The sequence below is a fragment of the Arthrobacter sp. UYCu712 genome, assembly GCF_040547005.1.
Classification (GTDB): Bacteria; Actinomycetota; Actinomycetes; order Actinomycetales; family Micrococcaceae; genus Arthrobacter.
Window position 1 is genome coordinate 23168 of sequence record NZ_JBEPOZ010000014.1, and the last position, 21557, is coordinate 44724.

Sequence of the window (21557 nt, forward strand, 5' to 3'; positions counted from 1 at the left end):
CCGGCTAGCGGACCCCGGCCTCCGCGGATTCCGGCTCCGCTGCAGCCGGACGGGCACCGGCTGCGTCGGCCTCGGGGCGCCCCAGCTTGCCCGGCCACCAGATCCTCGGTCCGATGTCGAAGGCGAGGGCCGGCACCAGCAGCGAGCGGACCAGAATGGTGTCCAGCAGCACGCCGAAGGCAACGATGAACGCCAACTGCACCAGGAACATGATCGGAATGACGCCGAGGGCCGCGAAGGTGGCTGCGAGGACCACCCCGGCGGACGTGATGACCCCGCCCGTCACGCCGAGGCCCCGCAGGATGCCTGCCCGGGTGCCGTGCTTGAGGGATTCCTCCCGGACCCGGCTCATGAGGAAGATGTTGTAGTCCACCCCCAGTGCGACGAGGAAGACGAAGCCGAAGAGCGGCACCGTGGCATCGGCTCCCGGGAATCCGAAGATGTGGTTGAACACGACGGCAGAGACGCCCATCGCGGCGCCGTAGGACAGCACCACGGAAAGGACCAGCATCACCGGTGCCAGTACGGAGCGCAGCAGCAGCAGCAGGATCACGAGGATGACCGCGAGGATTACCGGGATGATGGTGACGAGGTCACGCTGGGCGGTGGTGTTCGTGTCCAGGGCGGTCGCGGTCACGCCGCCAACCAGGGCGCCGCCGTCGACCTTCTTGAGTTCCTGGCGGAGGTTCACCACGACGTTTTCGGCGTCGGTGGAGTCGGCGGCGAAGTTCAGCGTCGCGTTGATCAGGACTCTGCCGTCCCGGACGGCCGGAGCCGCCGGGGCGCCCGGTGCGCCGGTAACGATCGGCACGCTGCCCTCGGCCAGCAGATAGGCGTCGCCCACGCCGTCGGCCGCCTTGGTCCTGGCCAGCACATCCTGGGCTTTTGCCTCGTCGGCGACAATCACTGCGGGGCTGCCGGAGCCGGCGTCGAAGTGCCGGGCCAGGGCGTCCTGGCCGTCGACGGCGTTGGAGGCGGTGAGGATGACGTCGGTCTGAGGGACGCCGTTGGCCTTGAGCTGCAGGATGCCGGCCGAGGCAACCAGGAGCAGCAGCACGGAGGCGACCCAAACGGTCCGCGGCCGGCGGGAAACGAGGGAGCCCGTGGCACGCCACAAGCCCTTCTGGCCCTCAAGCCCGGTGACGAGCTCAGGCTCCCGCTCGGTGTCCGGGAGCAGCTTGGGGCGGAACGGCCAGAACGCGACCCGGCCCAGCAACGCCATCATCGCCGGCAGCAGGGTCAGCGCGGCAAAGAGGGAACACAGGATTCCCGCGGCCGCCACGGGTCCGAGGGCCTTGTTCGAGTTGAGGTCCGAGAACAGCAGGCACAGCAGGGCGATGATGACCGTGGCACCGGACGCCAGGATGGGTTCCCATGATTTCTTCCACGCCGTGAGCGCGGCGGCGGTGCGGTTGGCGGTGTGCGTCAAGGCTTCGCGGAACCGAGCCACATAGAGCAGGGCGTAATCCGTGGCGGCACCGATCACCAGGATCGAGAGGATGCCCTGGCTTTGGCCGTTGAGCTGGATCCAGCCCAGCTTGGCCATGCCGAAGACCAGCAGGATGGCTGCGCACAGGGCGAAAACCGAGGTGAACAGCACGGCAATCGGCAGCAGCAGCGAGCGGTAGACGATCAGCAGGATCAGGAACACAGCCCCGAGGGCAACCAGCAAAAGGATGCCGTCGATGCCGGCGAAAGCACTGACGAGGTCCGCGGTGAGGCCGGCGGGTCCGGTCACAAAGGTCCGCATGCCCTCCGGCGCGGACGCGGTCACCTCCGTCCGAAGCTCTTTGACGACATCCTTGACGACGCCGGAAGAATCGATCGGGACCACAAACTGCACAGCCTTTGAATCTTCGGACGGGATCGGACCGATCACCGTGCTGCCGACCTTCAGGGCCTCGAGTTTGCCCTTGAGCGCCGCGACCTGGCCCAGCTGGTCCCGGGTGAAGGCCGAATCGCCCTCGATCACGATGACGGCCGGGATCTCCTTGGAATCGCGGAACTTGGCCTGCCAGTCCTGCGCCGCTGTTGCCTCGGCACTCGCTGGCAGGAAGGAGGCCTGGTCATTCGAGGAGACCTCGCCCAGCCGCCCGAAGGTGGGTCCGCCGATCCCGGCAATGGCCAGCCAGGCGACCACCAGAACAACGGGAACCAGCCAGCGCAGCCAGAACGGAACACGCATGGAGTGCTTGAGGTTGTGTTTCATGGCGTCCTTCGGGTGCGGCCTCGGAAGAGTAGAATTGAATCCATCATAGACTATCTCCATGATAGAGATAAACAGCTGTGAATGATTTTGACCGCAAGATCCCGACAGGCCCCTGCAGCGGTGCCTGAAGTAAACTCCGGAGGGCGCTGACACCGGGGAAGGTACCCCGCGCAGCGGAAAACAGCAGAGCAAGAAAGGAGGCCGGCCGTGACAGCTGAAGCACCGGGACGTCCCGGCGCCGCCGGACCGCCGCCGCTGGTCCATCTGCTCCAGGAGTTCAGCCTCGAGTCCAACCGTTACGTCGATGCCGCGGGCAGCAGCAACGACATGCACCGCACCGACCTCAACGCCCTCGCTGTGATCATGCAGCACACCGCCAAGAACCAGGTGGTCACCCCGGGCGTGTTGCGCAAGGAACTCCACCTCAGCTCCCCCGCCACCACGGCCCTGATCGACAGACTGAACAAGTCCGGGCATGTGGTCCGGGAACGGCAGGGCACGGACCGCCGTCAGGTCCAGCTCCGGATGACCCCCAAGGCCTATCGCGATGGCGGTGCCATGTTCCGGCCGCTGGCCCGGCACATCGGCGCCGCGATGCAGGACTTCTCGCCGGGGGAACTGGAGGTCGCCACCCGGTTCATGAATGCCATGATCGAGGCCACCGTCCGCGCCGGAGAAGAAGCGGCCCAGGACGGCTCCCGCACACCCTCGCCGTAACCCGGGTAGCTCGCACTTGCTGCCGTTTCGGGGTGTCCAAACGACAACAAGTGCGGGCCAGTTGGGCCAATTCCAGGCGGGGACGGCGTAGCGTTCCCTTATGAGTGCCCAACAGCCCGACGATGTCTATACCCACGGCCACCACGAGTCAGTGGTCCGCGCGCACGCCTCCCGGACGGCGGAGAATTCCGCGGCGTTCGTGCTCCCGTACCTGACGGAGGGGGTGTCGGTGCTCGACGTCGGCTGCGGGCCGGGCAGCATCACCTGCGATTTCGCCGGACTGGTTGCCCCCGGCGAGGTCACCGGTCTGGACCGCTCACCCGAGATCATCAGCCGTGCGAGCGCACTGGGCACGGAGCGCGGGGTGGCCAACGTCCGCTTTGTCGCCGGCAACATCTATGACCTTGATTTCGGGGACGAGACGTTCGACGTCGTGCACGCTCACCAGGTGCTGCAGCACCTCACCGATCCGGTGGCCGCGCTCCGGGAGATGCGCAGGGTGGCCAAAGCCGGCGGGATCGTGGCCGTACGCGACGCCGACTTCCATGGCATGAGCTGGTACCCCGTCGTCGCAGAGCTGGACGAATGGATGGAGCTTTATCAGCGGATCGCGCGCCGGAACGGCGCCGAGCCCGACGCCGGTCGGCGGCTCGTATCCTGGGCGCAGGCGGCCGGGTTCGCCGACGTCGCGCCGACCAGCAGCAACTGGCTCTACGCGACCGCGCAGCAGCGGCGCTGGCAGGCCCGGGTTTGGGGCGAACGGGTGCTGCATTCGGCCTTCGCGGACCAGGCCCTGGAGTACGGCTTCGCCACGGCGTCAGACCTGGCGCGGATCTCCGCGGGCTGGCACCGCTGGGGGTCCACGGACGACGGCTGGTTCCTGATCCCCAACGGCGAAGTGATCGCGCGGGCCTGACTCGCGGGCCGTTGTCCACATAGCCGGAGTCACCCCTGACGGGTCCTGGGGCGGTTTTCCTAACATCAGGACATGATCATCCAAGCAGGCTTCGACTTCGAGGTACTCGCCCGCCCGTTCATCGTCCAGGACGGCAGACTCATGCCAAAGCTGGTGCTGATTTGTGTGGATACCGAAATGCGGTTCAACAGCGTCGAGGTCGTCGCCGAAGATTTCTCCGGGTCGCTGGCCCCTTTCCAGGACGCTGTCTTGTTTGCGCTGGACGCGGAACACACCAGATATTTTGCCATCGCACATCCTGGCAGGTTCAGCGAGTACGACGTCTCGGAGCCGATCATTGACGAGGCCCGCGCGTTGGCATCGAAGGCAGCCGAACGGGGCATGCAGCTGATCGGCCATCTTGCCATCGACGAAACGGGCTATATGTCAGCCCAAGCGCGGTCCTTCTTCGACCAGTATCCAGGCTACGAGGATCTTCCCAGGACCATGTTCCACTGGGCTCATTCGAAGCTGGGTAAGTGTGGCTGAGCGCGTACGCATCTCTGATCTCCCGGCTAGCGAACGCCTCAGGGAACGGCTCCTCCGGCTGGGAAGCGCCGCCGAACTCTGCCGCCGGTCGGCTTTGGCCCACGTCCCCCGGCCAAAGATGCGGTCTTCGGCTGACCTCGCCGCCGTGTCCGTCCCGCAACTTGTAGATTTGACGCACGAACGTCTGTTGCTGTTCGGCTCGACCTCCGACCACACGCTGAGAGATCCGGTAGTGCTGGCAGAGGGTCGGGAGGGGGCAGGCAGACTGCCCTGTTTCGGCGGTCCCCCATTGAGCCATTAGGCCAGACTACAAGTACTCCTAACACGTTCGCCTGGTGACCCATTATCCGGTCGGGCCTGAGGTCACGCCGGACGCTACTCCGCACTCACCGCACGGCCACAGCCGCACCAAAGTGCCGCCAAATCTGAAGCACCGAGGCTGGGTACAGGCCGAGGGCCAGGGCGGCGGCAGGGGCAATGACTGCTCGAATGATGGGGACACGGACGACGGACCGCCCGTGCCCCTGGGCGAGCGATGCTGACGGGACCGTCCGGGCGGAACGGCCCCGTGGTCCGATGCCGTCTCGAACGAGTTTCTGTCAGCCATTCCATGCCCCCTGCTCTGCAGATAGGGTGCACTAAAAAGACCCACCGGTAAGGAGAACCCATGCGCAAGTTGACGGCCGGCCTTTTCTGCACTGTGGACGGGGTGGTTGAAGACCCGTTCCTTTGGCAGTTCGACAGTTTCGACGCGGAGTTGGGTGCCGGGATGGGCGAGATGATGGGCCGGATCGACACCGCGGTCCTGGGCCGCATCGGGTACGAACAGTGGGCGGGCTACTGGCCGAACGCTGAAAGCGACGCCGACTTCGCGGGGTTCATCAATCCCCTGCCGAAATTTGTCGCGTCCCGGACGCTGGCCGGGGAGCTGGAGTGGCAGAATTCGCGCCTGATTGAGGGTCCGCTGGAGGACTTCGTGGCAGGCTTGAAGAACAGCGACGGCGGCGAAATAGGGATCTTCAGCAGCATCTCCTTGGTCCGCCAGTTGCTGTTCGCCGGGATGCTCGACACCTTGATGCTGATCGTCCATCCCGTGATCGCGGGCAGCGGCCGGCGGCTCTTCAACGATGGCGATCCCCTCACCCGGCTGGAGCTGCAGTCGTCCCAACAGACCAGCAAGGGCAACATGATCCTCAGCTACGGCCTCCGCGGCGACTGACCCCGCGGCCCCGCCGGGCGTAAGGGCGGCCGGGCCCGTAAACTTGGCTGGTGCAACCCTCCCTTTGGCTGGCCCTCGCGGGCGCCGGCGTCCTGATCAGCTTCACTCCCGGCGCGGGCGCCATCAACACCATGAGCAACTCGCTCAACTCGGGCTTCCGCCGGTCCATCTGGGGCATCCTCGGCCAGCAGGCCGCGCTGGTGGTGCACATCCTGATTGTTGCCCTGGGCGTCGGGGTCCTCGTGGCGAGCTCGCCGGTGGCCTTCAGCGTCATCCGCTACGCCGGTGCCGCCTACCTGGTGTATCTGGGCGTCCGGCAGTTCCTGCACAAACCCGACCTGGACCAGGAGAAGGCTGCCGCGCTGCGCAACGAGCCGGCATTCTCCATGTTCCGCCGCGGCCTCTGGGTGAACCTCCTGAACCCCAAGGCCATCGTGTTCTTCCTGGCCTTCATGCCGCAGTTCATCCGTCCCGAGCGGCCCCTGCTCCCGCAGTACCTGGTCCTGTCCGTGACTGTCATAGTGATCGACGTCCTGGTCATGTGGCTCTTCTTCGCCGCCGCGGCCACAACCTTCCAGCGCTTCACGCACGACGCCCGCGGCCAGAGGATCCTCAACCGGACCTTCGGCGTTTTGTTCGTTGCAGTGGGCATCCTGCTGGCGTCGATCCACTAGTCACGGCGCACGCAGCGCAGAAAATGACAAGATGGAAAAGTTTATTGACTGGCCTTGTAACATTGGCGGGAGCCCGGCTAGCCAAGAGGCGTCTGCATCATTCATGCTTAGCAACATGACCTCAAAGTCGAGCCAGTTCCGGATCATCACGGTCTGCACCGGAAACATCTGCCGGTCCCCGATGGCCGGGCTGATGCTGGCGGAGGCCTTCGCCGCCGGGGGCCTTGCCGGCGCAACGGTGGACTCGGCCGGGATAGCGGCCTACGAGGTCGGCCGGCCGATCGATCCCCGCGCCGCCCGCAACCTCCAGGCACACGGCATCTCCTCGGACCACCACGTGGCGCGTGAATGGCGGCCGGAATGGTTCCACACCCGCGAGCTGATCCTCGCCCTGGACGTGGACCACTACGGCTGGCTGCGGCAGACGGCACCGGACCGCGAGTCCCTGTCCAGGATCCGGATGCTGCGCAGCTTCGATCCCGCCGTGGCAGGCAAGGATCCCCTGGATCAGGGCATCGAGGACCCGTGGTACGGCGGACACGCGGACTTCGACCTCACCTGGAACCTGATCCACGACGCTGTTCCGGGCATCGTGGCGTACGTCCGCGACCAGCTGGCCCACCAGGAGCGGCCGGAGCAGCGGGTACGCTCTATTTCATGAGCCCCGCACCCGTCATCATCGCCATCGACGGACGGTCCGGCGCAGGAAAGACCACCCTGGCAATCGAACTTGCCGCCCGGCTCCGGGAGCACCACAAGGTCTCGTTGTTCCATCTCGAGGACATCTATCCCGGCTGGAACGGCCTTGCCGCCGGGATCGAACGCTACGTCTCCACTGTCCTGAAACCGCTGCACCACGGCGACCCCGCAGAGTGGGTCAGCTGGGACTGGACCCGGCACTACGACGGCGACACCCGCACCACCCAGCCCGCCGAGATCGTCCTGGTGGAAGGGGTGGGCGCCGCGGCCGAGTCCGCCCGGCCCTACCTGGACGCCGTGGTCTGGGCGGACGCCCCGGACCAGGACCGCCACCGCCGCGCCCTCGCCCGGGACGGCGAGGGCTACGCACCGTACTGGGACCTGTGGGCCGGGCAGGAGCAGGAATGGCTCGCGGCAGACGACGTTCCGTCGCACGCCGACGTCCGCGTGCTCAACCTCGCCGACGGCACCGCCCCGGAGCAGGTGCTGCAGTCCCTGCAGTACTTGCCCGCCCTTGCCCCGGCGCTGCTGCCCGAGCTCGCGGCACGCCACGGCCAGCAGCTCCGCGCCGAACGGATCGACGCCGAACCGGACGCCGTCCGGCTGTTCGAGCGCCTCTTCGGCGGCTCCGCCAACGCGGTCTGGCTGGACTCCTCCCTCAAGCCCGGGACCCCCGGCCCGCACGGCGCGGACGGGGCCGGCGGTGACGGGCCCGGCGCGGCGGCTGAACGGAGCCGTTTCAGCGTTCTGGCCGACGACGGCGGCCGTTTCGGCCAGTCGGTCCGGCACAGCTCGGGCCGGACGTGGGTGAGCATCGGCAACGCCACCGTCCGGACTGAGGGGCCGTTCTTCCGCTGGCTCGACGGCGTCTGGGGCCGCCGGGCGCTCCGCACCCCGGATGGCTACCCGGCAGAGTTCGCCCTGGGCTGGCTCGGCTACCTCGGCTACGAACTGAAGCGGGAAACCGGCGGCAGCGATGTCACCTCTGACAGCCCCGACGCCTGCCTGCTCTTCGCCGGACGCGCCGTCCTGCTGGACCATCTGGAGGGCACAACGTGGCTGCTCGCCCTGGACACGGCAGAGGCCGGGGAGTGGCTGGACGCGGCCCGGGCCGCGGTGGCGGCAGCAGCGGAACCGGCGCGGGCAGATTCCGCAGGCCCGGCGGCGGGCGGAAAGGGCGCCGGCCTGCAATCGGCCGGTCCGGACTTTGCCGCACGGGATTCGGAAGTCTCGTACAAGGCCAAGATCACCGAGGCGCAGCATGAAATCGCCGAAGGGAACAGCTACGAGATCTGCCTCACCACGGTACTGACGGCGAAGACACCGGCCGGCGGGCTGGATCCCTGGCAGGCCTACCTCGCGCTGCGGCGCCGAAATCCGGCACCGTTTGCCAGCTTTCTGCGGTTCGGGGAACTCAGCGTGGCCAGCACCTCGCCGGAGCGGTTCCTGCGGGTTGCTGCCGACGGCGGGATGCGGGCCGAGCCCATCAAGGGCACCCGGCGCCGGGACGCCGATCCGGAGCGGGACGCGGGGTTGCGGCGGGAACTCGAGTCATCGCCCAAGGACCGCGCGGAAAACATCATGATCGTGGACCTGCTGCGCAATGACCTCAGCCATTTCGCCGTGCCAGGATCCGTCTCGGTCAGCCGGTTGTGCGCGATCGAAAGCTACGCCACGGTCCACCAGATGGTGAGCACCATCGACGCCCGGCTCCGGCCGGGGATGCCCCGGGCCGAGGCCGTCGCGGCCTGCTTCCCAGCCGGGTCGATGACCGGCGCCCCGAAGGTCAGCACCATGGCCATCCTGGACCGGCTGGAGGGGGCACCTCGGGGCGTGTACTCGGGCGCGATCGGCTACTTCTCGCTCAGCGGGGCCACGGACCTCGCCGTCGCGATCCGGACGCTGGTGGTCAGCGCGGGCCCCGCCGGGGCCACGGAGCTCAGCCTGGGCGTCGGCGGCGCGATCACGGCGGATTCCTCACCGCAGGAGGAGTACGAGGAGGTCCGGACCAAGGCCTTCGGCGTCCTCTCGGCACTCGGCGCGGACTTCCCGGCCGGCTGACGCCGGGCCTGTTACTGGACGGTCGCGGTCAGGCGTGCGACGTTGTCCACGTATTTGACCAGCATGGGGCGCTTCATCCAGTCGTCGAGCAAGAGTTCGTGCGAGATGTCGCGGTAGGTGTTCTCCACGGCCCGGATCCGCTGCACGATGTCCTCGCCCAGGAGCATCACGGAGACTTCCAGGTTCAGCGAGAAGGAGCGCATGTCCATGTTGCTGGAGCCGAGGACCGCCACCTCGTCGTCGATGGTGAAGTGTTTGGCGTGCAGCACAAACGGGGCCTTGTACAGGTAGATCCGTACCCCGGCCTCGAGCAGGGCCTCATAGTAGGACTGCTGGGCGTGGTGGACCAGGAACTGGTCGCCTTTTTCCGAGACGAACAGTTCGACGTCGACGCCGCGCTGCGCCGCCGTCGTCACCGCGTACAGCAGGGAGTCGTCCGGGACGAAGTACGGGCTGCAGATCGAAATCTTGTGCTGCGCCGAGTAGATCAGCGTGTTGAAGAGCCGGAGGTTGTTTTCGGTGATGAAGCCCGGGCCGCTGGGCACCACCTGGGCCGTGATGTTCCCGGCGTGCCGTTCGGGCCGGTGCGCGAGCTGCTCCTCGAGGGACTCGTCGGTCTCGCTGAGCCAGTCGGTGGCGAACACAACGTTGAGCGTCGTGACGATTGGGCCGCGCAGGCAGGCCATCAGCTCCACCCACTCGCGGCCCATCTTCCGGTGCCGCGGGTTGTTGTAGGACGGCTCGATCAGGTTCTGCGAGCCTGTGAAGGCGATCTCGCCGTCGATCACCATGATCTTGCGGTGGTTGCGCAGATCGGGCCGGCGCCACTGCCCGTGTACGGGCCGCAGCGGCAGCATGGGCCGCCAGCGGATCTTGCTGGCCTTCAGCCGGGCTATGAGTTTGCTGTAGCCCTTGATCCGGAGCGTGCCCAGGTGGTCGAACAGGAGGCGGACTTCGACGCCGCGCTCCGCCGCTTCCTCCAGCGCGGTCAACAGATCGTCCGTGATGTGGTCGCTGCTCATGATGTAGAACTCGGCGTTGACGAATTCCTTGGCCTGGCGGACAGCCGCCGCCATCGAAGTGATGGAATCCGGATAGCCGGGGAGCAGCGCCACACTGTTGCCGTCCACCATGGGCAGCGAACCGAGGGTCTTGTTCAGTTCCGCGGCGGAGGCCACCCATTCCGGGCCGTCGTACCGGCTCTCGAGCGTGGCGAGTTCCGAGGTGCCGGCACGGACCCGGGTGTTGACGGCCTCCTGCTGCGCCCGCCGCTTGCGGGAGAGCCGGAAGTTGCCGAAGAGCAGGAAGAGCACCAGGCCCAGAGCCGGTACGAAGAAGATGCCCAGAAGCCAGGCCATGGCCGTGGTGGGCCGGCGGTTTCCGGGGATGATGCCGAGTGCCAGTACGCGGATGGCGAAGTCGATCAGGGTCAAAATGAGAATGGCCCAGGACGGGAGTGTCCCCACCAGCGGAAATGGCCACAGCACAGACGAACCCCTCAAAGCTCCAGACCCGCGGAACAGTTCCGGAACGGGCAATCTGCAAATCCTATCCGAGGCACGCCGCACTAAGCTGGAGCCATGACTACTCCCGCCTCAGTTCCGGGCCCCGCCACGGTGCTGGTCTTCCTGGATCCCGAGTTCGAAAACGGCCGCATTGTCGACGCTTCCAAGCCGCAGCTGCTGGCCACGGACCAGGGCGCCACCCGCGGCGACGGCGTGTTCGAGTCGTTGCTCGCTGTGGGCGGCCGGCCCCGGAAGCTGCAGGCACACCTGAACCGGCTGGCCGGCTCCGCCCGGCTGCTGGAGCTGGACATTCCGGCGGAGGCCGCGTGGCGGCGTGCCATCGGGACGGCGATCAGCGAGTACCGCGGCCAGACGGGGCCCGCCGCCGGGGAGACCGGCGATGAAGCTGCCGCCGATGAACTGGTGGTGAAGCTCCTCGTGACACGCGGTGTTGAGGGCGAGGGCCGTCCCACCTGCTGGGTGCAGGCCTCCGTCCCCGGCGGTGCCGGCCGCCGGCAGCGCGAGACAGGGATCGACGTCCTGCTCCTTGACCGCGGCTACGACAGTGAGGTCGGCGAGCGCGCCCCGTGGCTGCTGCTGGGCGCCAAGACCCTGTCCTACGCCGTCAACATGGCGTCGCTGCGGTACGCCCACCACCAGGGCGCCGACGATGTCATCTTCACTTCCGCCGACGGCCGGGTCCTGGAAGGCCCGACGTCGACAGTCCTGCTGGCCCACCTGGAAACGTCCGACGACGGCGAGGGCGGCGTCCGCACCGTCCGGCGCCTCATCACGCCCCAGCTGGACAGCGGCATCCTGCCCGGCACCTCGCAGGGCGCCCTGTTCACCGCGGCCAAGGCCGCCGGCTGGGAGCTGGGCTACGGACCACTGGAGCCCAAGGACCTGCTCGACGCCGATGCTGTCTGGCTGATTTCAAGCATCCGGCTGCTTGCCCCCGTGAACCACATTGACGGCAAGGAGATCGGCACCCCGGAGCTGCGCAAGCAGCTGACGGCGGAGCTGAACGCCCTTTACGCCACCATCGGGTAACCGGATCGGCCTAGGCCGTCCAGGCCTCCCGGAGCGCCCGCCGGCGTCCTCGTCCAGCTCCGGGGCGTTCCCCCGCGGGCTCTGCCACGGGCGCGGTCGCGTCCGAGTGCGGCCAGCAGGGACAGGGCAGTGAACACGGTGCCGACAGGGGCGAGCGGCAGCGGCAGCCGGCGGAGCACGAGATCCCCGTCCCGGCGGCTGCCGGCCAGGTCCACGTGGACCGCCCCCGCGTGAAGCAGTCCGCACACCCGGCGGTCCCGCTGCCGCCAGAGTTCCCGGACGGTCGAGGCGGATCCCGCGACGATCCGGGCACACGGCGCAAAGCCGACGCGGTATCCGGCGCCGTGCACGCGCCAGGCCAGCTCCAGCTCCGCAGACGCAGTGTCCTCCCGGAACGGCCCGATTTCCGCCAGCACCTTGCGGGGGAACGCCACGATGGGGCCGGCGGCCGAGGGAAGGCCACCCAGCTCGGACAATGCCCGCCGCGTCATCCCGGCGGCGAAGCGCCCGGGGAAGGCCAGCGCCCTGGTCCGAACCGGGTCCGCGGGGGCAGACACCTCATCGCCGCAGACAGCGCCGGTACCCGGATCCTCGAATCCCTGCAGCATCCGGTCGATGGCGTCCCGGGAGAAGATCCCGCCCGCGCCGGCAACCATAACGACGTCGCCGGTGGCATGGCGGGCACCCAGGTTCAGGGCGGCGCCCTTTCCTGCGGCGGCTTGGCCCAGGACCTTGATCCGCGGGTCCGCAGCGGCAAGGCCCGCCGCGAGTTGGGCCGTGTTGTCCGTGGACCCGTCGTCGACGAGGATCACCTCATACCGGGCGTAGCCGGTGAGTTCGATGGACCGAAGGCAGTTCCCGATGGCGCCGGACTCATTGCGGACCGGGACGACAATGGAGACGCTGGGCCATTGATCCCACAGTGTCGGGACTCCGCGCCGGCGACGGCGGGCGGCACGGACCTCGAACCGCACGGCCAGGGGCAGCGCGATCAGCTGAACGAGGCCGAACAGCAGGCTCGGCGCGCCGAGGAGGAGCAGGAGGATCAGGGCGCCCGGGGCAGCGGGGTCAAACCAGGACACTGGCGTACGCCCCGGTTCCCTGCCGGAACGACGCCGGGTTGAAGGACGGCAGGTTGAAGGCGTCCAGGACGGCGTCGAGCAGTTCGGGCGCCACGTCGCTGAAGGCGCCGAAGCGGGCGTCCACGCCCAGCACCACCGGGGTTCCGTCGGCCCTGCGGCGGACATCCAGGTGAACGGGACCGATCAGGCCCAGTGAACGGACGGCGGCTGTCGCCACGTCGCCCACGTCCATGGCCTCACCGGCCAGGACCCGCCGGGTCACCGCCCCGCAGCCTTCGATCCGGGCCTTTTCCACCACAACGGCGAATGGGGATGCCGCATTGTGCGCCGGTGTCCCGTAGACCATCGGGGAATATTCCAATCCGGGAATATATTCCTGCACAATCTGCCCGTCAGGCAATTCACCCCAGTCGATGTCCTCGGTCCCGTCGATGACGATCACATCGCAGCCGCCGCGGTAGGACCGGGACTTGACCACCACCGGTCCGTCCAGCGCAGCCATCGCGGCACCGGCGTCGACGAAGTCCCCGGGAACGCCGAAGCGGGGGACCGGAATTCCGGCAGAGCGCAGGTGCCACGCCGTGAAGAGCCGGTCGTTGGCGAGAGCGACGGGGCCGGGATCGCCCACGATCACACGGACGTCCCGTCCGAACCCGGCACGTGCCGCGGAGACCTGCATCAGCTCATCGCTGCCGGCCGGAATCACCAGGTTAACGCCCTCCCGGGCGACGATCCGGCGCAGCACAGGCATCATCTCAGGATCAGCGGCCGGCGGCACCCTGACCCCGCTGACGCCCGATCCGTCCGGCAGTTCCCGGACATCGGCGCCCATGAACGGAACGCCCCGGGACCGCAGCTGGGCGGCGAGGGCGGTGCCGGCAGGGCTGCCGACACTGGTGATCAGGACGCGGGGTTTCACGGTTTCTCCGTTTCAGTTCCGAGGCGGCGGGCAGGCCTTGGCATTTCTGCCCGGCACCCTCAATCTGCGGCGGCTTGGCACTCCAGGACCTCCGGCGGAAGCCTGCCTCCAGTAAAGGCGAGCGACCTATCAGAAGACCCGAGTGGGCCCTACTCGAAACTGTCCGGGCGCGGATCCGGACGGGACAAGTAATACGTATGCCCGGGACCGGGACCGGAAGCCGGTTACGGAACATGACGGCGGCGCGGTGCGCGCGGGCGTCGCAGGTGTTACGTTTTTCGGGAGTAACGAGAACCGGCGCCAAGCCCTGACTGGCCGGTCGGCAACCCTCCCTTTCGCGGCGGGGTGCCTCAGGTGAATACTCGGCATATCGACCCATTCGAGCTGCAAGCGTGAAAGAAGGAGTCCCGTCGTGCCTGACGCATCCGCCCCCGCTGTCCCAAGCACAGCACCCGCGCCGTCCCCCGCCCGCCCGGGCGCGGCCATTGAGGAACGGCTGGCCTACCGCCTGTTCACCGGCCCCGACGACCGTTCCTTCTGCGAGCGGGTTTCGACGGCCCTGGCAGGGGGCTACGTCCTGCACGGGAGCCCCTCCGCCAGCTTCAACGGCAGCAGCGTCATCGTTGCCCAGGCCGTGGTGCTGCCGGCAGCGATCGCCAGCGCCGATGCCGCGGTCGCCGACGCGGTGGAAGGCCTGGAAATTGACGGCTTCGGCTTTGAAGAGACCATCGAGGGCAACGCATGAGCTACGCCGGAGACCTGAGCCCGCAGGAAGCCTGGGCCAAACTCGAGGCGGGCGCCATCCTGGTCGATGTCCGCACCGAGGGCGAATGGGCCCACATTGGCATCCCGGACACCGCATCCGCGGGCAACAAGCGGAATGATCCGCTGTTCATCCAGTGGAACCTGGCCGGCGGCATCCCCAACTCGCAGTTCGTTGAGCAACTCAAGCAGCAGGCACCGGAGGATACCGGCACCGAGCTGGTCTTCCTCTGCCGTTCGGGTGCCCGGTCCATCGCCGCCGCAATCGCCGCCACCGAGGCCGGCTACACGTCCTACAACGTCCTTGAGGGTTTCGAGGGCGAGCCGGACAAGTTCGGCGAACGGAGCGTTAACGGCTGGAAGAACCGTGGCCTGCCCACCAACCTCGGAAAGAACTAAGTGACTTTCAACCCCGACGCCGCCGGCTGGAGCCCGGAAACCCAGGCTGTCCGCGGCGGGCTGGACCGCACGGGCTTCCAGGAAACCACCGAGCCGATCTTCCTCAACTCCGGCTTCGTCTACGAATCCGCCGCCGCCGCCGAGCGTGCCTTCACCGGGGAGGACGAGCGCTTCGTCTATTCCCGCTACGGCAACCCCTCGGTGGCCACTTTCCAGGAACGCCTCCGCCTTCTTGAGGGCACCGAGGCGTGCTTTGCCACGGCGTCCGGCATGTCCGCGGTGTTCACCGCCCTCGGCGCCCTGTTGGCAGCCGGCGACCGGGTGGTCGCCGCCCGCTCGCTGTTCGGCTCCTGCTTCGTCATCCTCAACGAAATCCTGCCGCGCTGGGGCGTGGAAACCGTCTTCGTCGACGGGCCGGACCTGGAGCAATGGAGGGTGGCCTTGTCGGAGCCGACGACGGCGGTCTTCTTCGAGTCGCCGTCGAACCCGATGCAGGAGATTGTGGACATCGCCGCTGTCAGCGACCTGGCCCATGCCGCGGGCGCCACCGTTGTGGTCGACAACGTCTTCGCCACTCCCCTGCTGCAGCGGTGCGGGGACCTCGGCGCGGATGTTGTTGTGTACTCCGGCACGAAACACATCGACGGCCAGGGCCGAGTCCTCGGCGGCGCGATCCTGGGCACCAAGGAATTCATCGACGGCCCGGTCAAGCAGCTCATGCGCCACACCGGACCGGCGCTCTCCGCCTTCAATGCGTGGGTGCTGACCAAGGGCCTCGAGACCATGGCGCTGCGCGTGAACCATTCATCGGCGTCGGCCCTGCGGCTGGCCGGGTGGCTCGAGGGGCAGCCCGCGGTGAACTGGGTGAAGTACCCGCTGCTGAAATCGCATCCGCAATACGAGCTGGCGGCCAGGCAGATGAAGGCCGGCGGCACGGTGCTCACGCTCGAGCTTTCCCCCTCCCCCGGGCGCTCCGCCAAGGAGGCCGCATTCGCGCTGCTGGACGCGCTGCGGATCATCGACATCTCCAACAACCTGGGCGATGCGAAGTCCCTCATCACCCACCCGGCCACGACGACCCACCGCGCCATGGGGCCGGACGGACGCGCGGCGATCGGGCTCAGTGACGGCGTGGTGCGGCTCTCCGTGGGCCTGGAGGACCTCGACGACCTCATCCGCGACCTCGGCCAGGCGCTCAAGCAGGTCTAGGGCTTCGTCCGGCCGCGAGATTACAGTTAACGGCAGTGTTGCCGCGGCAAAGTCATATGGTCGTTGCAACGCTCTGAAAGATGGAGCGTTTGATGGGCAAGGTGTTTTCCTTGAATGCCCGCGCTGAGTTCTTTGATTTGGTGTGTGGCGGAATGTCGAACTGTCATCTCGCGGCGCCATACCCCGGGTTTCCCGTTCAGGCCTCGCGCACGCGGCCCAGGGTCGGCGCCTCGTCCCCGGGATCCCCGGCGTCCGCGTCCGCCCCGCGCAGGGTCTCGTGGACTGCCCGGTCCACGACCGCAATGAGTCCGCCCTGCCGGTGCGGCCTGCGCTGCAGCTGCGACCCCGTCCCCTCCGCCAGGACCCTTGTGATGCCCTCGCGGGCCAGCTCAAGCTCCCCCTGCTCCGCCAGGACCGGGGCCAGGTAATCCACGAAAGCGTGGACAACGTCCGCTGCCGGCGCCGGCGTGAAGGTCCCGAAGTCCAGCAGCTGGCCGCGCAACCCGCAATTGCTGGCCTGCCAGGCGGCCATCCGCAGCAGCAGCGTGGGCACCGGGGCGGGCTCGACGCCGTCGTACCATTCCCGGCAGGCGGATTCGACGAGGGCCCGCACCAGCACGGCGATCAGCGCCGCGTCCTCGGCCCGCAGGCAGACGTCGGCGACCCGGACCTCCACTGTGGGATGGTGCCGGCACAACCGGGCGTCGAAATAGATCATCCCCTCGTCCATCAGCACGCCGCTTTCCACCAGCCGGGTCACCACCCGCCGGTACACGGGCAGGCTGCCGAAGATCATGGTGGGGCCCGAGCCCGGCCACCGGTTCCACGCCTGCGTGCGGTAGCTTTCAAACCCGGTTTCCGCGCCGTTCCAGTACGGGGAATTGGCGCTGAGGGCAATCAGCACGGCCAGCTTGTCCCGGATCCGGTCCATCGCCGCCACCCCCTCCTCCGGCGACTCCACAAAGGTGTGGACGTGGAAGCCGCAGGTCAGCTGGTTGCGGACGGTGAGCCCGAAGCGTTCCTGCATGGTCACGTAACGCTGCGTCGGCGTCGTGTGGGTCGCGGAACCCCGGGGCGAAGTGGCCAGGGCCGCGACGCGGCCGCCGTGCGCCCGGGCGGCGCGGTCTGCACGGACCCGGCTCTGCCTGACCTGCTGGAGCAGCCGGGGGTAATCCAGGCACGGCAGGGTCTGGGTTTCAATCTGTTCCAGCTTGAGCTCGAAGCTGAACCCGGCGTCCTCGTGGACTGGAGCCTGCGCCGCGACCACCCGGCCGGCGTCCTGCGTTGGCGGCACCAGGCCGGGCAACATGACGTCGGCCAGGGCAAGCGGCATCCCCGTTTCCGGGTCCACTATCAGCAGTTCTTCCTCCACGCCGAAGGTGCGCATGATTCTATTGTGCGTCAGGATCCGCTGAAACGCGCGGGGTCAGCCGGCCGGAGGAATCGAAGGGTCCTGTGGATCCAGTGGATTCAGTCTTGGAAGTACTCGATCTTCGCGCCGATGGTGTTGAGCCGTTCGGCAAGGTCCTCGTAGCCACGCTCGATCACATAGATGTTGCGCAGTTCCGAGACTCCCCGCGCTGCGAGCATGGCCAGCAGGAGGCACGCGGCCGGCCGGAGCGCGGGCGGGCAGCCGACTTCCGCCGCACGCCACTTGGTGGGGCCGTTGACGTAGATCCGGTGCGGGTCGAGCAGCTGCACCTGGGCGCCGAGCTTGTTCAGTTCGGTCAGGTAGATCGCCCGGTTCTCGTAGACCCAGTCGTGGATCATGGTCTGGCCGTGGGCGTTGGCGGCAATGACCGCGAAAAACGGCAGGTTATCGATGTTGAGCCCGGGGAAGGGCATCGGGTGGATCTTGTCTTCCGGCGCCAGTAATTCCGAGGGCTTGGTGGTGACATCCACCAGCCGGGTGCGGCCGTTGCGGGCAAGATACTCGCCGGACACGTCGAGCCGCTGGCCCATCTGTTCGAGCGTGGCGAGTTCGATTTCCATGAACTCGATGGGGACACGGCGGATGGTGACTTCGGAGTTCGTCACGATGCCGGCAGTGATGAGGCTCATCGCCTCGATCGGATCCTCGGACGGGAAGTATTCAATGTCGACGTCCACGGACGGGCGGCCGGTGATTTTCAGGGTGGTGGTTCCCACGCCCTGGATCTCCACGCCCAGCATCTGCAGATAGAAGCACAGGTCCTGCACCATGTAGTTGGGGCTGGCGTTGCGGATGATGGTGGTGCCGCGGCGGTGGGCGGCGGCCATGATCGCGTTTTCGGTGACGGTGTCACCGCGTTCGCTCAGCACGAAGGAGCGGTCGTGTCCGTCCGACGGCGGCGCCTGCACCGCGTAGAACCCGGACTTCGCTTCGACACTGAGGCCGAACTGGCGCAGCGCCTGCATGTGCGGCTGGACCGTGCGGGTGCCGAGGTCGCAGCCGCCGGCGTAGGGCAGCCGGTATGCGCTGGATTCGTCCAGCAGCGGGCCCAGCAGCATGATGACGCTACGGGTCCGGCGGGCGGCCTCCACGTCCATGGAGTCGAGGTCCAGCACGTCGGGGCGGCGGATCTGGAGGTCGTTGGCGTTCAGCCAGGTGCATTCGACGCCGATGCTCGTCAGGACCTCGACGATCCGGTTGACCTCTTCGATCCGGGCCAGCCGGCGCAGGGTGGTGGTGCCGCGGTTGATCAGGCTGGCGCACAGCAGGGCGACGCCGGCGTTCTTGCTGCTGTTGACATCCACGGCGCCGGAGAGGGTGCGCCCGCCCTCGACCCGGAGGTGGGTCATCTGCGGGCGGCCGACCTTGACGATGGTCCGGCCGAAGATGGATTCCAGCCGCTCGATCATTTTCAGGCTCAGGTTCTGTTTGCCTTGTTCCATCCGGGCAATCGCGCTCTGGCTGGTCCCGAGTTCGGCGGCGAGCTGCCCCTGCGTCCAGCCCTTCTGGCCGCGGGCATCGCGCAGCAGGGCACCTACGTGTTCGGCAGTCTGTTGAGTCATTCCAGAAAAATATCATGCATGAGCTATTGAACCCGGGAATTAGCGCCGGAATGCCGTCAACCTCACACAGATACCCGCCCCGTGCGATATATGCAGAGCCGGAGGGCGGCGCGACACGCCGCACGCACCGCGCCGCCGAACTCCCCTTATCCGCCTATCCGCTTATCCGCTATTGCCGTGCGAGGAACACGAGGTTCCAGGTCCCGGCCGCCAGCGCCGCGGCGACCGAGGCGGCGGCGACTCCGATCCCGCCCAGCAGGACCCAGACGTCCAGGCTGCTGAACGTCGAGGGCCGCGCCCAGGTCCGCTGGGCACCGCCGAAACCGCGGGCCTCCATGGTGACGGCCAGCCGCGAGGCACGCCGGATGGCCTGGACGAGGAGCCCGAAGCTCTGCCCCAGGGTGGAGCGCAGGCGCTGGTAGGGGTTGCCGCGCGATCCCACGCCGCGGGCGCGGCGGGCCATGCCGATGGTCTGCCATTCTTCGGCCATGAGCCCCACGAGCCGCATCGCGGCCAGGGTGCCCAGGACGAAGCGGTGCGGCAGTTTCGCGTTCTGGGCCAGCGCGTCGGCCAGGTCCGTGGGGTCGGTGCAGCTCATGAGCAGCACTGCGGGCAGCGCGATGGCGAGTCCGCGGAGCAGGAAACCCACACCGAGCTCGAGCGAACCTTCGCTGATGGACCAGATGCCGGCGTCGAGCAGTATTCTTCCGCTGTCCGGCGCCAGGATGGCGGTGCTCCATCCGCCCAGTGCCGCCGCCAGGATCAGCGGCCAGCCGCGCCGCCACAGCAGCGCGAGGCCCAACCCTGCCAGCGGCAACAGTGCCACTTCGCAGGCCAGTGCCACCGACGCCGAGACCCAGTCGATGGAGAGCGCCAGGACCAGCGTGATCAGCACGACGGCGATGAACTTGGCCAGCGGGTTGGCGCGGGTCAGCAGCGCCTGGTTGCCCCGCAGGGTCAGGACGTCCCTCATGGCGTCAAGACCTTTCCGGGGACGGGCCTGTCCGGCTCCCGGTGTCCCGGGGCGGGCAGGCCAATTTCCGTTCCGCCCAGCACCGCGGTGAACTCCGCGTCGTGGGTCACCGAGACGACGGCGGTTCCGGCGTCGAGGAGTTCGGAGAGGAAGGAGGCGAGCTCGGCCCAGGTGTTGGCATCCTGGCCGAAGGTGGGTTCGTCCAGGACGAGCACCTGCGGATGGGCCGCGAGCACGGTGGCTACCGAGAGCCGCCGCTTTTCGCCGCCGGACAGGGTGTAGGGGTTGGCGTGCACCAGCTCGGTCAGCCGGAGCCGCTCCAGCAGCTCGTCCACGCGGTCCTCGCCCCGGCCCAGGTGCCGGGGGCCGAACATCAACTCGTCGAGCACATTGCCGGTGACGAACTGGTGCTCGGGTTCCTGGAAGACGGTTCCGATCCGGGCGATCAGTTGCTGCGCTTTCCACGAGTACGGATCGGTCCCGGCGCCGGCAGCCAATGCCGGCGTGGCGGAAACGGTGCCGGATACCGGCCTGAGGAGGCCGGCCAGGGTCAGGGCGAACGTCGATTTGCCCGAGCCGTTGGGGCCGGTGATGGTCAGCGCCTCACCAGCCCGGATCTGCGCCGCGATGCCGGACTGCACCGGGACCGGGGGGATGGCGGCGAAGCCCTGGAGCACACCGGCGCGGCGGGGGCGTTCGCGGGAAACGGCGAGGTGATCTGCGGCCATCAGGAGGGTCCCGGCGCCGGGCTGTCCGGAGCCCGTGGCTGTCGCGGAGCCCGGGCCGGCCGACGCCGTGCGTGCCCGGGTCTGCGGCACGTAGCCCGGCACCCAGACCCCGGCAGCGGTGAGCATGTCCCGGGCCTGCGCCAGGATCCGGTCCGGCGGCCCGTCGATCAGGACAGCCGGCTGGGTGGCGGATCCCGGCTGCAGGACCACGATCCGGTCCACCAGGTCTTTCCAGACGGCGACCCGGTGCTCGACCACCACGAGGGTGGCCCCGGTCTTGTCCAGGCAGCGACCCACAGCGTCCCGGACTTCCAGGACGCCTGCCGGGTCCAGGTTGGCGGTGGGTTCATCCAGCAGCAGCAGCCCGGGCCGCATCGCCAGGATGCCGGCCAGCGCCAGGCGCTGCTTCTGGCCGCCGGAGAGGTCGGAGGTCGGATGGTCCAGCGGCAGCCGGCCCATCCCGACGTCGTCGAGCGCTTCCCGCACCCGGCCCCAGATCTCCGCCGGCGGCACGGACAGGTTTTCCGCCCCGAAGGCGACGTCGTCCCCGAGCCGGGAGAGCACCACCTGGGTTTCCGGGTCCTGCTGGACCAGCCCGGCCCGGCCGCGCTGCGCCCTGGGCGGGGCGCCGTCGATCAGGAGGCTGCCGGCCTCGTCGGAATCCTCCGCGCTGGACCCGTCGGAGTTGTCGCCGAGCACGCCGGCGAGGGCATGCAACAGCGTCGATTTGCCCGCGCCCGAGGGCCCGAGCAGCAGCACGCGCTCTCCGGGCCGGATGTCCAGGTCCAGCCCGTTGACCGCGGGCCGGGACCGGCCGGCGTGCCGCCAGCCCCAGCCCCGGGCCGTGACGGCCGCCGGGCGGACACCGTTGAGGCGCGTCGTCATCGGGGAGCCGTCGTCGTCAGCAGGTTAC

The 21557-nt window shown here is 68.2% G+C and carries 19 protein-coding genes and 1 riboswitch; of the genes, 11 read left to right on the forward strand and 8 right to left on the reverse strand.

Annotated features, from left to right (window positions below; translation table 11 throughout):
* Positions 1-4 precede the first annotated feature (4 nt).
* Positions 5-2209 (reverse strand): MMPL family transporter, encoded by a 2205-nt coding sequence (locus tag ABIB51_RS14255; protein ID WP_354189078.1) that lies wholly within the window; start codon positions 2207-2209, stop codon positions 5-7.
* Positions 2210-2416: 207 nt separating this feature from the next.
* On the opposite strand from ABIB51_RS14255, the gene ABIB51_RS14260 reads away from it, so the two are divergent.
* From ABIB51_RS14260 to pabB, 7 genes are all read left to right on the forward strand, one after another.
* Positions 2417-2926 (forward strand): MarR family winged helix-turn-helix transcriptional regulator, encoded by a 510-nt coding sequence (locus ABIB51_RS14260; protein ID WP_354189080.1) that lies wholly within the window; start codon positions 2417-2419, stop codon positions 2924-2926.
* A 100-nt stretch (positions 2927-3026) separates the two neighbouring features.
* Positions 3027-3842: a class I SAM-dependent methyltransferase gene (locus ABIB51_RS14265; RefSeq protein ID WP_354189082.1), complete on the forward strand. Its 816-nt coding sequence runs from the start codon at positions 3027-3029 to the stop codon at positions 3840-3842.
* A 72-nt stretch (positions 3843-3914) separates the two neighbouring features.
* Complete coding sequence (locus ABIB51_RS14270; RefSeq protein WP_354189084.1) at positions 3915-4370, forward strand: hypothetical protein; 456 nt, start codon at positions 3915-3917, stop codon at positions 4368-4370.
* 667 nt (positions 4371-5037) lie between these two features.
* Positions 5038-5589: a dihydrofolate reductase family protein gene (locus ABIB51_RS14275; protein ID WP_354189086.1), complete on the forward strand. Its 552-nt coding sequence runs from the start codon at positions 5038-5040 to the stop codon at positions 5587-5589.
* Between the two features lie 50 nt (positions 5590-5639).
* Positions 5640-6263, forward strand: coding sequence for a LysE family transporter (locus ABIB51_RS14280; RefSeq protein ID WP_354189088.1), 624 nt, complete (start codon positions 5640-5642; stop codon positions 6261-6263).
* Positions 6264-6378: 115 nt separating this feature from the next.
* The gene (locus tag ABIB51_RS14285) at positions 6379-6924 is read left to right on the forward strand and encodes a low molecular weight protein-tyrosine-phosphatase (protein WP_354189090.1); all 546 of its coding nucleotides are present in this window, start codon (positions 6379-6381) and stop codon (positions 6922-6924) included.
* The gene (pabB, locus tag ABIB51_RS14290) at positions 6921-9023 is read left to right on the forward strand and encodes an aminodeoxychorismate synthase component I (protein ID WP_354189092.1); all 2103 of its coding nucleotides are present in this window, start codon (positions 6921-6923) and stop codon (positions 9021-9023) included. Before ABIB51_RS14285 ends, pabB begins: the two co-directional genes overlap by 4 nt.
* Positions 9024-9034: 11 nt before the next feature.
* Here the strand turns inward: pabB and cls are convergent, their stop codons facing one another.
* The gene (gene cls, locus ABIB51_RS14295) at positions 9035-10510 is read right to left on the reverse strand and encodes a cardiolipin synthase (RefSeq protein ID WP_354189094.1); all 1476 of its coding nucleotides are present in this window, start codon (positions 10508-10510) and stop codon (positions 9035-9037) included.
* 93 nt (positions 10511-10603) lie between these two features.
* Between cls and ABIB51_RS14300 the strand changes: the two genes are divergently transcribed.
* Positions 10604-11578, forward strand: coding sequence for an aminodeoxychorismate lyase (locus tag ABIB51_RS14300; RefSeq protein WP_354189096.1), 975 nt, complete (start codon positions 10604-10606; stop codon positions 11576-11578).
* On the opposite strand, the gene ABIB51_RS14305 is transcribed toward ABIB51_RS14300, so the two are convergent.
* Together ABIB51_RS14305 and ABIB51_RS14310 are read right to left on the reverse strand one after the other, a co-directional pair.
* Positions 11560-12660: a glycosyltransferase family 2 protein gene (locus tag ABIB51_RS14305; RefSeq protein ID WP_354189098.1), complete on the reverse strand. Its 1101-nt coding sequence runs from the start codon at positions 12658-12660 to the stop codon at positions 11560-11562. The two genes, ABIB51_RS14300 and ABIB51_RS14305, sit on opposite strands and share 19 nt — an antisense overlap.
* Positions 12647-13579: an ATP-grasp domain-containing protein gene (locus tag ABIB51_RS14310; RefSeq protein ID WP_354189100.1), complete on the reverse strand. Its 933-nt coding sequence runs from the start codon at positions 13577-13579 to the stop codon at positions 12647-12649. The genes ABIB51_RS14305 and ABIB51_RS14310 overlap by 14 nt, the downstream gene beginning before the upstream one ends.
* A gap of 283 nt (positions 13580-13862) precedes the next feature.
* A riboswitch (SAM riboswitch) is annotated at positions 13863-13978 on the forward strand.
* A 13-nt stretch (positions 13979-13991) separates the two neighbouring features.
* Here ABIB51_RS14310 and ABIB51_RS14315 point away from each other — a divergent pair.
* Genes ABIB51_RS14315 through ABIB51_RS14325 form a run of 3 tightly spaced genes read left to right on the forward strand, consistent with a single transcriptional unit; the run spans position 13992 to position 15949 of the window.
* Positions 13992-14324, forward strand: coding sequence for a DUF1737 domain-containing protein (locus ABIB51_RS14315; RefSeq protein ID WP_502916138.1), 333 nt, complete (start codon positions 13992-13994; stop codon positions 14322-14324).
* Positions 14321-14740 carry a rhodanese-like domain-containing protein gene (locus ABIB51_RS14320; protein ID WP_354189102.1) on the forward strand — a complete coding sequence of 140 codons (420 nt, stop codon included), beginning with the start codon at positions 14321-14323 and terminating at the stop codon, positions 14738-14740. The genes ABIB51_RS14315 and ABIB51_RS14320 overlap by 4 nt, the downstream gene beginning before the upstream one ends.
* On the forward strand, positions 14741-15949 hold the full coding sequence (locus tag ABIB51_RS14325) for an O-succinylhomoserine sulfhydrylase (protein WP_354189104.1): 1209 nt from the start codon (positions 14741-14743) through the stop codon (positions 15947-15949). It abuts the gene before it with no gap.
* Between the two features lie 196 nt (positions 15950-16145).
* On the opposite strand, the gene ABIB51_RS14330 is transcribed toward ABIB51_RS14325, so the two are convergent.
* The 4 genes from ABIB51_RS14330 to ABIB51_RS14345 form a co-directional block, all read right to left on the reverse strand.
* Positions 16146-17336, reverse strand: a complete 1191-nt coding sequence (locus tag ABIB51_RS14330) for a glutamate--cysteine ligase (protein ID WP_354189106.1) — start codon at positions 17334-17336, stop codon at positions 16146-16148.
* Between the two features lie 83 nt (positions 17337-17419).
* The gene (locus ABIB51_RS14335) at positions 17420-18943 is read right to left on the reverse strand and encodes a UDP-N-acetylglucosamine 1-carboxyvinyltransferase (protein ID WP_354189108.1); all 1524 of its coding nucleotides are present in this window, start codon (positions 18941-18943) and stop codon (positions 17420-17422) included.
* Between the two features lie 169 nt (positions 18944-19112).
* Positions 19113-19916 carry an energy-coupling factor transporter transmembrane component T family protein gene (locus tag ABIB51_RS14340; protein WP_354189110.1) on the reverse strand — a complete coding sequence of 268 codons (804 nt, stop codon included), beginning with the start codon at positions 19914-19916 and terminating at the stop codon, positions 19113-19115.
* A complete protein-coding gene (locus tag ABIB51_RS14345; RefSeq protein ID WP_354189112.1) occupies positions 19913-21529 on the reverse strand; it encodes an ABC transporter ATP-binding protein in 1617 nt (538 codons plus the stop codon). The genes ABIB51_RS14340 and ABIB51_RS14345 overlap by 4 nt, the downstream gene beginning before the upstream one ends.
* Positions 21530-21557: the final 28 nt, after the last annotated feature.

Excerpts from the sequence above, each read along its gene's own strand:
- ABIB51_RS14285 (WP_354189090.1), top strand. The coding sequence starts at position 6,379 with ATGACCTCAAAGTCGAGCCAGTTCCGGATCATCACGGTCTGCACCGGA.
- ABIB51_RS14270 (WP_354189084.1), top strand. The coding sequence starts at position 3,915 with ATGATCATCCAAGCAGGCTTCGACTTCGAGGTACTCGCCCGCCCGTTC.
- ABIB51_RS14340 (WP_354189110.1), bottom strand. The coding sequence starts at position 19,916 with ATGAGGGACGTCCTGACCCTGCGGGGCAACCAGGCGCTGCTGACCCGC.
- ABIB51_RS14300 (WP_354189096.1), top strand. The coding sequence starts at position 10,604 with ATGACTACTCCCGCCTCAGTTCCGGGCCCCGCCACGGTGCTGGTCTTC.
- ABIB51_RS14255 (WP_354189078.1), bottom strand. The coding sequence starts at position 2,209 with ATGAAACACAACCTCAAGCACTCCATGCGTGTTCCGTTCTGGCTGCGC.
- ABIB51_RS14330 (WP_354189106.1), bottom strand. The coding sequence starts at position 17,336 with ATGCGCACCTTCGGCGTGGAGGAAGAACTGCTGATAGTGGACCCGGAA.
- pabB (WP_354189092.1), top strand. The coding sequence starts at position 6,921 with ATGAGCCCCGCACCCGTCATCATCGCCATCGACGGACGGTCCGGCGCA.
- ABIB51_RS14265 (WP_354189082.1), top strand. The coding sequence starts at position 3,027 with ATGAGTGCCCAACAGCCCGACGATGTCTATACCCACGGCCACCACGAG.
- ABIB51_RS14275 (WP_354189086.1), top strand. The coding sequence starts at position 5,038 with ATGCGCAAGTTGACGGCCGGCCTTTTCTGCACTGTGGACGGGGTGGTT.
- ABIB51_RS14335 (WP_354189108.1), bottom strand. The coding sequence starts at position 18,943 with ATGACTCAACAGACTGCCGAACACGTAGGTGCCCTGCTGCGCGATGCC.
- ABIB51_RS14345 (WP_354189112.1), bottom strand. The coding sequence starts at position 21,529 with ATGACGACGCGCCTCAACGGTGTCCGCCCGGCGGCCGTCACGGCCCGG.
- ABIB51_RS14320 (WP_354189102.1), top strand. The coding sequence starts at position 14,321 with ATGAGCTACGCCGGAGACCTGAGCCCGCAGGAAGCCTGGGCCAAACTC.